General features: G+C 67.4%; 11 protein-coding genes and 1 tRNA gene. 4 read left to right on the forward strand and 8 right to left on the reverse strand.

Translation table 11 applies throughout. From position 1 onward, the window contains the following. The first annotated feature begins 113 nt into the window (after nt 1–113). Entirely contained in the window at nt 114–2,201 is a 2,088-nt protein-coding gene (locus NP80_RS23640) for a M3 family metallopeptidase (protein WP_006407988.1), read from the forward strand. A 51-nt stretch (nt 2,202–2,252) separates the two neighbouring features. On the opposite strand, the gene dinB is transcribed toward NP80_RS23640, so the two are convergent. Continuing rightward, the gene (gene dinB / locus NP80_RS23645) at nt 2,253–3,419 is read right to left on the reverse strand and encodes a DNA polymerase IV (protein WP_006411996.1); all 1,167 of its coding nucleotides are present in this window, start codon (nt 3,417–3,419) and stop codon (nt 2,253–2,255) included. Between the two features lie 174 nt (nt 3,420–3,593). Here dinB and NP80_RS23650 point away from each other — a divergent pair, with 174 nt between their 5' ends. Next, complete coding sequence (locus tag NP80_RS23650; RefSeq protein WP_006411998.1) at nt 3,594–4,286, forward strand: aspartate/glutamate racemase family protein; 693 nt, start codon at nt 3,594–3,596, stop codon at nt 4,284–4,286. 107 nt (nt 4,287–4,393) lie between these two features. On the opposite strand, the gene NP80_RS23655 is transcribed toward NP80_RS23650, so the two are convergent. Continuing rightward, nucleotides 4,394–4,470, reverse strand: a tRNA-Met gene (locus tag NP80_RS23655). A 152-nt stretch (nt 4,471–4,622) separates the two neighbouring features. Between NP80_RS23655 and xth the strand changes: the two genes are divergently transcribed. After that, on the forward strand, nt 4,623–5,399 hold the full coding sequence (gene xth / locus NP80_RS23660; RefSeq protein WP_193019403.1) for an exodeoxyribonuclease III: 777 nt from the start codon (nt 4,623–4,625) through the stop codon (nt 5,397–5,399). Between the two features lie 45 nt (nt 5,400–5,444). Here xth and NP80_RS23665 read toward each other — a convergent pair whose 3' ends face one another. From NP80_RS23665 to glnA, 4 genes are all read right to left on the reverse strand, one after another. Next, nucleotides 5,445–7,544 carry a prolyl oligopeptidase family serine peptidase gene (locus NP80_RS23665; RefSeq protein ID WP_172488702.1) on the reverse strand — a complete coding sequence of 700 codons (2,100 nt, stop codon included), beginning with the start codon at nt 7,542–7,544 and terminating at the stop codon, nt 5,445–5,447. A gap of 80 nt (nt 7,545–7,624) precedes the next feature. Further along, complete coding sequence (ntrC, locus tag NP80_RS23670; RefSeq protein WP_006407983.1) at nt 7,625–9,139, reverse strand: nitrogen regulation protein NR(I); 1,515 nt, start codon at nt 9,137–9,139, stop codon at nt 7,625–7,627. A gap of 37 nt (nt 9,140–9,176) precedes the next feature. Continuing rightward, nucleotides 9,177–10,319: a nitrogen regulation protein NR(II) gene (gene glnL, locus NP80_RS23675; protein ID WP_006401978.1), complete on the reverse strand. Its 1,143-nt coding sequence runs from the start codon at nt 10,317–10,319 to the stop codon at nt 9,177–9,179. Between the two features lie 163 nt (nt 10,320–10,482). Then, on the reverse strand, nt 10,483–11,898 hold the full coding sequence (glnA, locus tag NP80_RS23680; RefSeq protein ID WP_006401979.1) for a type I glutamate--ammonia ligase: 1,416 nt from the start codon (nt 11,896–11,898) through the stop codon (nt 10,483–10,485). 397 nt (nt 11,899–12,295) lie between these two features. Between glnA and NP80_RS23685 the strand changes: the two genes are divergently transcribed. Then, nucleotides 12,296–12,760 carry a rhodanese-like domain-containing protein gene (locus NP80_RS23685; RefSeq protein ID WP_006401980.1) on the forward strand — a complete coding sequence of 155 codons (465 nt, stop codon included), beginning with the start codon at nt 12,296–12,298 and terminating at the stop codon, nt 12,758–12,760. Between the two features lie 121 nt (nt 12,761–12,881). Here the strand turns inward: NP80_RS23685 and NP80_RS23690 are convergent, their stop codons facing one another. Both NP80_RS23690 and NP80_RS23695 read right to left on the reverse strand, forming a co-directional pair. After that, nucleotides 12,882–13,700, reverse strand: a complete 819-nt coding sequence (locus NP80_RS23690) for a competence/damage-inducible protein A (protein ID WP_006407981.1) — start codon at nt 13,698–13,700, stop codon at nt 12,882–12,884. Next, nucleotides 13,697–14,524 carry an EI24 domain-containing protein gene (locus tag NP80_RS23695; RefSeq protein ID WP_006407980.1) on the reverse strand — a complete coding sequence of 276 codons (828 nt, stop codon included), beginning with the start codon at nt 14,522–14,524 and terminating at the stop codon, nt 13,697–13,699. The genes NP80_RS23690 and NP80_RS23695 overlap by 4 nt, the downstream gene beginning before the upstream one ends. Between the last annotated feature and the right edge of the window lie 16 nt (nt 14,525–14,540).

Raw genomic sequence — 14,540 nt, forward strand, 5'->3', positions numbered from 1 at the left:
GTTAGAAACTAACGATTGGAAAGCGCGCGACGCGCCCCAATAATGTCGGTATCGGCGCGCCTCGCGCCTCACCGTTTTCATCCCGGTTCATCCGGCAACAGACAGGGAGTCTTATGTCCGACAGCGCCCACACCAATCCGCTCCTCGATTTCTCCGGCCTGCCCCGCTTCGGCGAGATTCGCCCCGAACACGTGACGCCCGCGCTCGACGCACTGCTCGATGCCGCCAATCGAGCGGTCGAAACCGCGAGCGCGCCGGCGACGCCCGCAACCTGGGCCGACGTCGTCGAAACGGTCGAGCGTGCGACCGAGCCGCTCGGCCGCGCATGGGGTATCGTCGGCCACCTGAACGCGGTCGCCGATACGCCCGAGCTGCGCGCCGCGTACGGCGAAAACCTGCCGCGCGTGACCGAGTTCTGGTCGAGCGTCGGCCAGAATCTCGCGCTCTACGACAAGTACAAGGCGATCGCGGCCGGCGCCGAATATGCGACGCTGTCCGCCGAGCGCAAGAAGATCCTCGACAACGCGCTGCGCGACTTCCGCCTGTCGGGCGCCGAGCTGCCCGAAGACCGGAAGCCGCGTTTCGCGGAACTGCAGGAGCAGCAGGCCGCGCTGGCGAAGGCGTTCTCCGATCACGTGCTCGACGCGACCAACGCGTATGCGTACTTCGCGCACGACGAAGCCGAACTGGCCGGCCTGCCGGGCGACGCGATCGAAGCCGCGCGCGAAGCGGCGCAGAAGGACGGCAAGGAAGGCTGGAAATTCACGCTGCACTTTCCCTCGTATTTCCCGGTGCTGCAGTACGCGGACAACCGCGCGATGCGCGAGGCGCTGTACCGCGCGTATGCGACGCGCGCCTCGGAGCTCGGCCCGCAGTACGGCGGCGGCAAGGCCGAATGGGACAACACCGCGATCGTCGCCGACGAACTGAAGCTGCGCCGCGAAGAGGCGCAGATGCTCGGCTACCGTAACTTCGCCGAAGTTTCGCTCGCGCCGAAGATGGCCGAGTCGCCGCAGCAGGTGATCGCGTTCCTCGAGGATCTCGCGACGCGCGCGCGTCCGCACGCGGAAAAGGACTGGGACGAGCTGCGCGCGTTCGCCTCGAAGGAACTCGGCCTCAGCGAACTCGCGCCGTGGGACGTCGCGTACGCGGCCGAGAAGCTGCGCCAGCAGCGCTATGCGTTCTCGGAAAACGAGGTCAAGCAGTACTTCCCGGAACCGGCCGTGCTGAAGGGTCTGTTCACCGTGACCGAGACGCTGTTCGGCGTGCAGATCAAGCCGGACGATGCGCCGGTCTGGCACAAGGACGTGCGCTTTTTCCGCGTCGAAAACCGCGACGGCTCCCTCGTCGCGCAGTTCTATCTCGATCTGTACGCACGCGAAGGCAAGCGCGGCGGCGCGTGGATGGACGACGCGCGTTCGCGCGCGAAGCGCGGCGACGGCGTGCAGACACCGGTCGCGTATCTGACCTGCAACTTCTCCGCGCCGGTCGGCGGCAAGCCCGCCTGCTTCACGCACGACGAAGTGATCACGCTGTTCCACGAATTCGGCCACGGGCTGCATCACATGCTCACGCGCGTCGACGAGCTCGGCGTGTCCGGCATCAACGGCGTCGAATGGGATGCGGTCGAGCTGCCGTCGCAGTTCATGGAGAACTTCTGCTGGGAATGGGACGTGCTGTCGTCGATGTCGTCGCACGTCGATACAGGCGCGTCGCTGCCGCGCGCGCTGTTCGACAAGATGATCGCCGCGAAGAACTTCCAGAGCGGGCTCGGCACGCTGCGCCAGATCGTGTTCTCGATGTTCGACATGCTGCTGCACGTCGATTTCGATCCGGCCGGCGCGCTCGCCGTGAACGACTTTGCGCGCGACATCAACGAGCGCTATCACGTGATCCCGCAGGCACCGTTCTCGCGCTGGCCGAACACGTTCAGCCACATCTTCGCGGGCGGCTACGCGGCCGGCTACTACAGCTACAAGTGGGCCGAAGTGCTGTCCGCCGACGCGTATGCGGCGTTCGAGGAAGCGGCCGCCGCGAACGGCAGCGTGCTCGATGCGGCAACCGGCACCCGCTATCGCCGCGAAATCCTCGAGGTCGGCGGCAGCCGCCCGGCGATGGATTCGTTCAAGGCATTCCGCGGCCGCGAGCCGAAGATCGACGCGCTGCTGCGTCATAACGGGATGGCCGCGCCCGCGCACTGACGGGCCGCGCCGCGTCGCCCCCGCACAGGCACCGCTTCGGCGGTGCCTTTTTCATTGCGCGCGCGATTCGTCGTCGAACAGCGAGAACTGCCCGTGGCGCTCGGGCGTGTTTTCGTCGATGCGCACGCCGACGCCGAGCAGCCGCACCGCCTGCGCGCGCCGCAGCAGCCCTTTCGCGAGCAGCGCGACGGCCGTATCGGCATTCGTGGCGTCGGCCACGCATTCGACCGTCGTGCGCTGAAAATCCGCGAAGCGGATCTTCACGTACAGCTTGCGGATCGCACGTGCGGCGCCTGCGCGGGCGATCCGCGCATCGAGCTGCACGACGAGCCGGCGGATCTCGTCCGCGCACTGCTCGAGGGTGGTCAGATCGGTCACGTAGGTCGTCTCGACGCTGACCGACTTGCGCTCCTGATCGGCCTGCACCGGCCGTTCGTCGATCCCGCGCGCGAGCTCGTACAGCCGCCGGCCGAATGCGCCGAATTCGCGATGCAGATCGATCAGCGACCAAGTCCGCAGCTGTGCGCAGGTCTGGATTCCGAGCCGGTCGAGCCGCGTGGCCGTGACCTTGCCGACGCCGTGCAGCTTGCGCACCGGCAGCGCGGCGACGAAGGCGTCGACTTCGTGCGGCCGCACGACGAATAGACCGTCGGGCTTGTTCCAGTCGGAGGCGATCTTCGCGATGAACTTGTTCGGCGCGACGCCGGCCGACACCGTCACGCCGACCGTCTCGTACACGCGCTGCCGGATCTCGCGCGCGATCAGCGTCGCGCTGCCCTGACAGCGCTCGGAGCGACTCACGTCGAGATAGGCTTCGTCGAGCGACAGCGGTTCGACGTCGGCGGTGTAGTCGCGGTAGATCGCCATGATCTGCCGCGATGCGGTGCGGTACTTGTCCATCGCGCTCGGCAGGATCAGCAGATCCGGACACTTGCGCATCGCCAGCGCCGACGACATCGCCGAGTGCACGCCATAGCGCCGCGCCTCGTAATTGCACGTCGCGATTACGCCGCGCTGGTCGAGCCGGCCGCCGACCGCGAGCGGACGATTGCGCAACGACGGATCGTCGCGCATCTCGACCGATGCGTAAAAGCAGTCGCAATCGCAGTGGATGATCTTGCGCACGCGCGGCGGTGCGTCGCCGTCGGGCGGCGGCTCGCGCGGATCGGAAGACGGAATGGCGGACGGATTCACGGTGCCGATACTGTACAAAAACACAGTGGGCGTTTCAACCGCCGCGTGAGGCAGGCGCGGACCGCCGTCGTGCGCTGCCCTGCCGCGCGCCGCCGTCTCGTACTGCGCCGTACCGGCCGGCTTTGCGCGAAGCGTACCGCCGCGCACGCGCACCGGCCCCTATACTCGACTGCGACCATACGAACCAAAGGGCAACGGATGAAGACGATCGGACTGATCGGCGGAATGAGCTGGGAATCGTCGGCCGAATACTACCGACTGATCAATCGCCATTCGAAAGCGCTGCACGGCGGTCATCACAACGCGAAGAGCGTGCTCGTGACCGTCGATTTCGCGGAGATCGAGGCGCTGCAGCGCGCGCACGACTGGCCTGCGCTCGGCGAACGGATGGCCGACGCCGCGCGGCAGCTCGAAGCGGCCGGCGCCGATCTCGTCGTGCTGACGACCAACACGATGCATCGCGTGCACGACGCGATCGAAGCGGCCGTCACACTGCCGTTCCTGCATATCGCCGATCCGACCGGCGCCGCGCTGCGCGACGCGGGCGTCGAGCGCGTCGCGCTGCTCGGCACGCGCTATACGATGGAACTGCCGTTCTACGCGCAGCGGCTGCGCGAGCGGTTCGGCATCGACGTGCTCGTGCCCGACGAACGCGAGCGCGCCGACGTGCACCGGATCATCTACGACGAGCTGTGCCACGGCATCATCGCGCGCGAGTCGCGCGGCACGTACGTGCGGATCATCGAATCGCTCGCGCAACGCGGCGCGCAGGCGGTGATTCTCGGCTGCACGGAAATCACACTGCTGATCGGCACCGACGATTCGCCGCTGCCGGTGTTCGACACGACGGCACTGCACGCCAAGGCGGCCGTCGAATGGGCCGCGCGCTGACGCAACGACGCGCAGCGGACGCACAAAACAAAAAACCCGGCACGGGGCCGGGTTCCTGTCGACGAAGCGCGCATCGGTCACTTGTGCTGCACATCGTCTGGTGTGCTTGGTTGCGGGGGTAGGATTTGAACCTACGACCTTCGGGTTATGAGCCCGACGAGCTGCCAGACTGCTCCACCCCGCGTCAGAGAAATAAATTATAGGGTGGCTAAGCACTTACGTCAACACTTTTGTCATATTCGTACTTAATGCATCGCGGCGCTTCGCGCGTTCCTGCCCCGTGCTCGCGGTAAGATGGCGGCCTTTGCATTGATCCGCACGCGCGCTTCCCCGTTCATGAAAATCGCCACCTGGAACGTCAACTCGCTCAACGTCCGCAAGCAGCACGTGCTCGACTGGCTCGCGCAAAGCGCCGTCGACGTACTGTGCCTGCAGGAACTCAAACTGCCGGACGAGAAATTTCCGCGCGCCGATCTCGAGGCGGCCGGCTATCGCAGCTGGTTCGCCGGCCAGAAGACCTACAACGGCGTCGCGATTCTCGCGCGCGACACGCTGCCGTTCGACGAATCGGACGTCGTGCGCAATATTCCGGGCTTCGAGGACACGCAGCAGCGCGTGATCGCCGTCACGATCGACGGCGTGCGGATCGTGTCCGCCTACTTCCCGAACGGTCAGGCGGTCGGCTCCGACAAATTCCTGTACAAGATGCAGTGGCTCGACGCGCTGCACGCGTGGCTGCGCACCGAGATGCAGCGCTACCCGAAGCTCGCGCTGCTCGGCGACTACAACATCGCGCCCGAAGATCGCGACGTGCACGATCCGGCGAAATGGGAAGGCGAGAACCTCGTGTCGCCGCAGGAGCGCGCGCACTTCGCGAAGCTGATCGAGCTCGGCTTCGTCGATGCGTTCCGCCGCTTCGAGCAGCCCGAGAAGACTTTCACGTGGTGGGACTACCGGATGTTCGCGTTCCGCCGCAACGCCGGGCTGCGCATCGACCACATCCTGCTGTCGCCGGCGCTCGCGGGCAGCTGCACGTCGTGCGAAGTCGATCGCGTGCCGCGCACGTGGGAGCAGCCGTCCGACCATACGCCGGTCGTCGCGGTCCTCGGCTGACGCCGCCGCCCTGCCGCTTCTGCCCTGCTCCTGCCCCGCGTGCCCTTAGATGCGCGCGGGCGCGGGCCCGAGATGGGCCCACAGAAAGCCGAATTCGGCCGCGTCGGATTCGGCGCGCTCCAGATCGTCGGCGCTGCCGTGACCGCCGTCGGTGTTCTCCCAGTACCACACGTTGCGATGACCGAGCGCCTGCATGCGCGCGGCCATCTTGCGCGCGTGCGCCGGATGCACGCGGTCGTCGCGCGTCGACGTCGTCAGCAGCAGCGGCGGATACGCGACGCCGTCGCGCACGCGGTGATACGGCGAATACGCGGCGAGCGCCGCGCCTTCGTCCGGATCGTCCGGGTCGCCGTATTCGTCGAGCCACGCGGCACCCGCATGCAGCTTCGGATAGCGCCGCATATCGAGCAGCGGCACGCGGCACAGCACGGCGCCGAACAGCGCCGGGCGCTGCACCATGCATGCGGCGACCAGCAGCCCGCCGTTGCTGCCGCCTTCGATGCCGAGCTGCGCGGCCGTCGTCACGCCGGTCGCGATCAGGTCCTCCGCGACCGCGATGAAATCGTCGAACGAACGCTGGCGATGTTCGCGCTGTGCGTCGACGTGCCAGCGCGGCCCGAATTCGCCGCCGCCGCGGATGTGCGCGAACGCCGCGACGCCGCCGCGCTCGAGCCACCCGATGCCGAGCGCGTCGCTGTAGCCGGGCAGGTTCGGCAGCGCGAAGCCGCCGTAGCCGGACAGCAGGCACGGCCGCGCGACGCGCGTAGCGCCGTCGAGCGCATCGCGCGGGCCGATCAGCGTGTACGGCACGCGCGTGCCGTCGCGCGAGCGTGCGCTCGCGCGACGCACGACGAGCCCGGCCGCATCGAACTGCACCGGCGGACGATCGAGCAGCACGCGCCGCGACGCGGCATCCGCCGCGCGGTCGGCTAGATCGGCGAGCCAGCATTCGGGCGGATCGAGATAGGTATCGACGTCCACGTAGACGTCGTCGTTCAGCGTCGGCTCGACGGGCTCGACGTCGATCTGCGCGTCGCCCGGCCAATCGAGCGGCCGCGCATCCCAGGTCCACGTACCGTCGGCCGACTGCCGCGGCTCCCATAGCAGCGTGCGGTTGTGCACGTCGTCGAGCCAGCTCGCGATCAGCGTGTGGCGCGTATGCGTCCACGTGCAGGCGGACGTCGACGGCTGCGGCTCGAACAGCGTCGTGAACGCGCGCGAACCTTCGAGGAACGCGCGCTCGCGGATCGCGAGCAACGACCCGCCCGCATGACGCACGCCGTCGCAGTCCCAGTCGAGCCGCGGCTCCAGCACGAGCCAGCCTTCCCAGAAGCCGACCTCGACGTGCGTCGGCACGTCGTAGCGCGCCCACTCGCCCGCCTCGGTCAGCCGGTAGGTATGCGCGTCGAAGAAGTCGACGCTGCGCCACGCGGCGTGACGACCGTCGATCGGATCGAACCACGCACCGGCGCTGATGTCGTCCGGTTCGCCGCGAAACACGACCGGCGCCTTTGCGAGCGGCGTGCCGCGCACCCAGCGCCGCACGTCGTACGGATAGCCGGCTGCGGTCGAATGCGCGTCGCCGCGATCCCAGCTCACGTACACCGTATCGCGATCGATCCAGCCGACCGTGTGATGGCCCGGCACGTCGATCGTGAAGCCGTCGTCGACGAAGCGCCGCAGCACGAGATCGAACTCCCGGACGACGACCGCATCCGCGCCGCCCGGCGACAGCGACAGCAATGCGCGATCGCCGTCCGGATACAGGATCGCGTCCTGCTCGAACACCCACGATTCGCCTTCGGCCGCACCGAGCGCATCGACGTCGAGCAGCGTCTCCCATTCGGCGCGGCCCGCACGCCAGTCGTCCCAGCGCGCGCGACGCCAGAGCCCCTTCGGATGCAGATCGTCCTGCCACAGGTCGTAGGCCCAGTCGCGCCAGCGCGTCGGAATGACCGGCCGTTCACGCGGCAGATACGCGCGTGCGAGCCGTGCGGCGAGCGCGCGATACGCGTCGTTGTCGCGCAGCGCGGCGCGCGTGCGCGCGTTCTGTTCGTCGACCCACGCGCGAGCGCGAGCGCTGTCGAGCGCTTCGAGAAAACGGAAGGGATCGGCCGCAGCGGGCCAGCGGAAGGAATCGGACATGACGGAATCGCGCGCGCAACACAAAGCGCGATTATGTCCGATCGCGGCATGCGCGGCGCCGCGCATGCCGCGATACAGGCTCAGGGCTCCAGGTGCAGTTCCTGGATCTTGCGCGTGATCGTGTTGCGGCCGATGCCGAGCCGCTCGGCGGCCTCGACCTTGCGGCCGCGCGTGAAGTCGAGCGCCTCGCGAATTACGGCCGCCTCGAAGCGGCGCGCGAGTTCGTCCATCACGCCGGCCGAATTCTCGCGCAGCAGTCGCGCGACTTCGGTGCGCAGCCCGTGCTCCCACATCGGGTAGCCGGCAGGCGCACCGTTCGGCGCAGCCGTGCCCGCCATCGATGCCAGCGGCACCGCGGCGGCGACCGTCGGCGCGGCCGGCGCCTCGTGGCTGCCGGGCGCATTCGCGCCGTCGCCGGCCGATACGGCGATCGGCGCGCCCGACGGGACGAGATCGGGCGGCAGATCCTTGATTTCGACCGTCTGCGCGGGCGCCATCACGGTCAGCCAGTTCGCGAGGTTCTCGAGCTGGCGCACGTTGCCGGGAAACGGCAGCGAGGTCAGATACGCGAGCGCCTCGTCCGACACGCGCTTCGGCTCGACGCCGAGATCGCGCGCACTCTTCTGCAGAAAATGGCGTGTGAGCAGCGGAATGTCCTCGCTGCGTTCGCGCAGCGGCGGCAGCCGCAGCCGGATCACGTTCAGCCGGTGATACAGGTCTTCGCGGAACAGCCCCTGCCGCACGCGCGCCTCGAGGTTCTGATGGGTCGCGGCGATCACGCGCACGTTCGCGCGCAGCGGGCTGTGCCCGCCGACGCGATAGAACTGCCCGTCCGACAGCACGCGCAGCAGCCGCGTCTGCAGATCGAACGGCATGTCGCCGATTTCGTCGAGAAACAGCGTGCCGTTCTCGGCCTGCTCGAAGCGGCCCTGCCGCGTCGTCTGCGCGCCGGTAAACGCGCCGCGCTCGTGGCCGAACAGTTCCGATTCGAGCAGATCCTTCGGAATCGCGGCCGTGTTGAGCGCGATGAACGGTCCGTTCGCACGCGGGCTATGTCGGTGCAGCGCACGCGCGACGAGCTCCTTGCCGGTGCCCGATTCGCCGGTGATCAGCACGGTCGCGGCCGAATGCGACAGCCGGCCGATCGCGCGAAACATGTCCTGCATCGCGGGCGCCTGGCCGAGCATCTCGGGCGCCTCGGCGACGCGGTCGTCCTGCGGCGTGCCGCCGCGCAGGCTCTCTTCGACCGCGCGGCGGATCAGCTCGACGGCCTTGTCGACGTCGAACGGCTTCGCGAGATATTCGAACGCGCCGCCCTGGAAGGCTGCGACTGCGCTGTCGAGATCGGAGAACGCAGTCATGATGATGACGGGCAGCCCGGGCAGGCGCTCATGCACGGCCTGCAGCAGCTCGAGCCCGGACCCGCCCGGCATCCGGATGTCGGATACCAGCACCTGCGGCGTCTCGTGATCGAGCGCGGCGAGCGCGTCGCGCACGTTGGCAAAGCTCTTGGTCGCGAAGCTGTCGCGCGCGAGCGCCTTCTCGAGCACCCAGCGGATCGATTGATCGTCGTCTACTATCCAGATCGGCTTCATAGGTCGGTCAGATATTGGTGTATCGCAATGTCGCCGCTCATGCGTCGAGCGGCAGCAGAATCTGAAATTCGGTACGCCCCGGCCGGCTTTCGACCTCGATCGTCCCGTCGTGCTGCTGCACGAACGTCTGGGCGAGCGTCAGGCCGAGGCCGCTGCCGTCGTCGCGGCCGGAGACGAGCGGATAGAAGATCCGGTCGCGGATCTCGTCCGGAATGCCGGGGCCGTTGTCGATCACATGCAAGTCCAGTGCCAGCCGGTACAGCCGCTTCGCGATCGTGACCTTGCGCGCGACGCGCGTGCGCAGCTCGATCTTCGCGTCGCCCTGCGCGATCCGTTCGCGCAATGCCTGCGCCGCGTTGCGCACGATGTTCAGCAGCGCCTGGATCAGCTGCTCCTTGTCGCCGCGCAGGTCCGGCACACTGACGTCGTAGTCGCGCACGATCGTGAGGCCGCGCGGGAATTCGGCGAGCATCACGGCGCGCACGCGTTCGCATACTTCGTGGATGTTCACGTCGCCGACGATGTGCGGATGCCGGTGCGGCTCCAGCAGCCGGTCGACGAGCGTCTGCAGGCGATCGGACTCCTTGATGATCACCTGCGTGTATTCGCGCAGCTCGCCGCGTTCGCGCTCGCCGAGCTCGAATTCGAGCAGTTGCGCGGCACCGCGGATGCCGCCGAGCGGGTTCTTGATCTCGTGCGCGAGATTGCGGATCAACTGCTTGTTGACCGCGGTCAGGTCGTGAATGCGCTCCTCGCGATCGGTGCGCGACTGCCGCTCGTTCTCGAACAGTTCGACGAGCACGAAATCGGGCGCGCTCTCGAGAAAGCCGACGATCGCATGCACGTGCAGCAGCTCGTGGCCGGGCCGGTCGAGCACGGTGTCGAGATGCGTCGCGTGAAAGCGCTCCTCGCCGATCGCGGTGATCGTCGAGGCGAGCTCGTTCGCGTTCGGGAAAATCTCGCCCCACGGCCGCTGCGCGAGCTGGCGGCGCGAGATGTCGAGCATCGCCTCCGCGGACGGATTCGCGAAGGCGATCCTGAGCGTCTTGCGGTCGAGCACGAGCACGACCGTCGGCAGCGCCTCGAGCCCGGCGAGCAGGCCGGAACGGGCGAGCCGCTCGTCGTCGGTCAATTGCTCGGGCTGTCCCGTCTTCGCCTTGATCAGATTCTTCAGAACCATCGTGCGTGCGTGTCGCGCGTTGCCGCGCCAAAGATTCGTCCAGTCGCGAACAAAAAAGGGACGGCTGGGCGCCGTCCCCTTTTCAGACTCCGCCGTTCCCGCCGCAAACCGCGCGACGGGAACGAATCGGCATGACGGCGCTGAATCGAAGCGCCATCGCCGATTACAGCGAGTAGTACATCTCGAACTCGATCGGATGCGTCGTCATGCGGAACTTCGCCAGCTCCTGCTCCTTCAGCGCGAGGTACGCGTCGATCATGCCGTCCGTGAACACGCCGCCGCGCGTCAGGAACTCGCGATCCTTGTCGAGCGCTTCGAGCGCCTGATCGAGGCCCGCGCAGACGGTCGGGATCTTTGCATCCTCTTCCGGCGGCAGGTCGTACAGGTTCTTGTCCGCTGCTTCGCCCGGATGGATCTTGTTCTGCACGCCGTCCAGACCGGCCATCATCAGCGCCGAGAAGCAGAGGTACGGGTTCGCCATCGGATCCGGGAAGCGCGTTTCGATACGGCGGCCCTTCGGGTTCGACACGTGCGGAATGCGGATCGATGCCGAACGGTTGCGTGCCGAGTACGCGAGCTTGACCGGCGCCTCGAAGTGCGGGACCAGACGCTTGTACGAGTTCGTCGTCGGGTTCGTGATCGCGTTCAGCGCGCGGGCGTGCTTGATGATCCCGCCGATGTAGAACAGCGCGAATTCCGACAGGCCGGCATAGCCGTTGCCCGCGAACAGGTTCTGGCCGTCCTTCCAGATCGACTGGTGAACGTGCATGCCCGAACCGTTGTCGCCGACGACCGGCTTCGGCATGAACGTCGCCGTCTTGCCGTACGAGTGCGCGACGTTGTGGATGATGTACTTCGACCATTGCGTCCAGTCGGCGCGCTGCACGAGCGTCGAGAACTTCGTGCCGATTTCGTTCTGGCCCTGGCCTGCCACTTCGTGGTGGTGCACTTCGACCGGAATGCCGAGTTGTTCGAGCAGCAGGCACATTTCCGAACGCATGTCCTGGAACGTATCGACCGGCGCGACCGGGAAGTAGCCGCCCTTCGTGCCCGGACGGTGGCCCGTGTTGCCGCCTTCGAATTCCTTGCCGGCCGACCACGGTGCTTCTTCCGAGTTGATCTTCACGAAGCAGCCCGACATGTCCGTGTTCCACTGGACCGAGTCGAAGATGAAGAATTCCGGCTCCGGACCGAAGTACGCGGTGTCGCCCAGGCCCGTGCTCTTCAGGTACGCTTCCGCGCGCTTCGCGAGCGAACGCGGATCGCGCTCGTAGCCCTTGCCGTCCGCCGGCTCGACCACGTCGCAGGTCAGCACGAGCGTCGACTCTTCGTAGAACGGGTCGATGAACGCAGCGCTCGGATCCGGCATGAGCAGCATGTCCGACGCCTCGATGCCCTTCCAGCCCGCGATCGACGAGCCGTCGAACGCATGGCCGCTTTCGAACTTGTCTTCGTCAAACGCCGAAACCGGCACCGACACGTGCTGCTCCTTGCCGCGCGTATCCGTGAAGCGGAAATCGACAAACTTGACGTCCTCGTCCTTCACGAGCTGCATGACGTCGGCGACGGTTTTACTCATAACCTCTTCTCCTGATTGAACAATTCCGGCGGACTGGGAACCGCCTCGTTTATCGAGCTGATCGGGCCCGTGCGCAGCGCCCCGATTCGACCGAATTCTTTAAAGCAGCTTCCGTGCCAGCATGTGCTCTTCGCATGCGAATCGCGCAGAGAGCTTGCTGCGTCGGGGCGCCGCTGCGCAGTTGCGGGGCGTCGCCCGCCGTATTGCGTTGCGCCGATGCACCGTACGAGTGCAGCAGCCGCGCTACGCGCGTCCGAACGTTTCGTTTTGGTGCATGCGCGCCATTCTGCACCTTTTTGGTGAGCGCGTGTGCGCGGTACGCGGGCGCTTGCCGGGAGACGCCCGCGCCGCGCGGCGGCGCTAGAATGCTCGTTTGACCGATACGGAGACTCCCGCCATGAGTACGCTCGAACAGCTTTACGCGAAGGCCGACGAACGCCGCGCGCAAGGCTCGCTCAACTACGCCGGCGCACTGCTGCCGGCCGAGGCCTTCGAACTGCTGCAGCTCGATCCGTCCGCGCGCCTCGTCGACGTGCGCACGCGTGCGGAGCTCGACTGGATCGGCCGACCGCTCGTCGGCGACGGCCAGTATCTGCACGTCGAATGGTCGCGCTACCCGGGCGGCGTGCCGAACACCGAATTCCTCGACGAACTGCGCGCCGCCGTGTCGCCCGACACGCCGGTGCTGTTCCTGTGCCGCAGCGCGGCGCGCTCGAAGCTGGCCGCGGTCGCCGCCGCGCAGGCCGGCTTCCGCAAGGCCTTCGATCTGCTCGAAGGCTTCGAAGGCGCGAAGGACGCCGAAGGCCATCGCAAGACGGTCGACGGCTGGTGCTTCCGCAAGCTGCCCTGGATCGGCGCCTGACCGCACGCCGCTGCCGGTCGCGTCATCGTCGAGCCGCGCGATGACATGCCGATGACGGGCCGCCCTGCGCGGCCCGACGCCACCCTACGCCCCTGGCTGGCCCGCGTGCCGGCCGCCGCGATTACGCGCGCGGCGCGGCGGCCGGCTCGACGATGTCGCCGCCGAGCAGATGCACGCCTTCGCGCAATTTCACGAACGCGGCCGCGACCGCTTCGGGCTCGCCCTTGACGCCGAGGTCGATATGGCGGCGCGCATAGATGCCGCCGCGCTCCGCGTCGCCGACGCTCGGCAGGCTGAACACGCGCACGCCGGGAAAGTCGCGCTCGATCTTCTCCATCAGCGGCGTCAGCGTCGATTCCGGCAGCTCGAACACGTACAGCGAGCGCTCCTCGTGCGGCGTCGCGTGATGCAGGTGCGCGTACTTCGTGTCGAGCACCCATTCGATCATCGGCCACGCCATTACCGGAAAGCCCGGCACGAAATGCAGATCGCCGACCGAAAAGCCCGGAATCCGGTTGTAGCCGTTCGGGATGATCGTCGCGCCGACCGGGAACACGCCCATGTTGAAGCGGTGGCGGTTCTCCGGCGAGTCGAAATCCACCGGACGGTCGGGATCGGCATGCGTCTCGCGGATCCGCTCCGCGATCAGCGCCTGCGCCTCCGGATGCAGTTCGAGCGGCACCCCGAGCGCCGCCGCCGCGCACTGGCGCGTATGGTCGTCCGGCGTCGCGCCGATGCCGCCCGTCGAGAACACGATGTCGCCCGAGGCGATCGCGCGCTTGAGCGTCGCGGTGATGCGCGCCGGATCGTCGCCGACGTATTCGGCCCAGTCGAGCGCAAGGCCGCGCGCGCCGAGCAGCTCGATGACCTTCGCCAGATGCTTGTCCTGCCGGCGGCCGGAGAGGATTTCGTCGCCGATGATGATGATGCCGATGCTCATGCGTGCCCCATGTCGATGGTGGTCGCGCGCGATGCCGCGCGCAGGTCTTCGAGCGCGCGCAGGCAGTAGTGCCCGAACCACAGCGCGGAGAAGACGAGAATGAAAGCGTAAACCCAGATCATCGCCGCCGCGACGAACGGAAACAGCACCATCATCCAGACCGACGATACCCACACGAAGGTCGGAACGGTGCCGAGCAGCCCGGTCGCGATGCCGATGCCGATCAGCGGCCAGCGATGGCGCCGCACGAGCGCGCGGCGCTCGTCGCGGCTTGCATGCAGCGCGAGCGCGTCGTAGGTCATCACGCGGTACGTGAGCCAGCCCCAGATCACCGGTGGCAGCAGCGCGAAGAACGGCGGGATCAGCCACAGCGGGATCGTGACGATCAGCAGCACGACGCCGACGATCGCCGCGCCCAGCGAATTGAACACGCTGCCGACGAAGGTGCCGCCGCGCTTCGCCTCCAGCGCGGCGAACTGCCGGTTCGACAGATGCTTGACGACGACCGGCATCGAGATCGACGCGATCAGCAGCAGCACGGTCAGCACGATCAGCGGAATCGCGAGCGACACGACGACGAACGGCGCAACGACCGCATGCAGCTGCGACATCCCGATCGCGTCGAATGCGCGGTACAGCGCGGCGGTCAGCACGAAGCCGTCGAGCGCGCCGCGCGCGGCGTCGACGAGCGTCTGCCACGAGAACCAGAGCACGACGCCCCATAGCAGCGCCGATACGACGAACGGCATCAGGGTGAGCCACAGCATGCGCGGGTGCAACGCGCTCGCCAGTGCGCGGACGAAGGAGCGCAGCAAGTCGTTCATGCGAGCCTGTATCGAC

Origin of the sequence: Burkholderia multivorans ATCC BAA-247 (assembly GCF_000959525.1) — a bacterium.
Classification (GTDB): Bacteria; Pseudomonadota; Gammaproteobacteria; order Burkholderiales; family Burkholderiaceae; genus Burkholderia; species Burkholderia multivorans.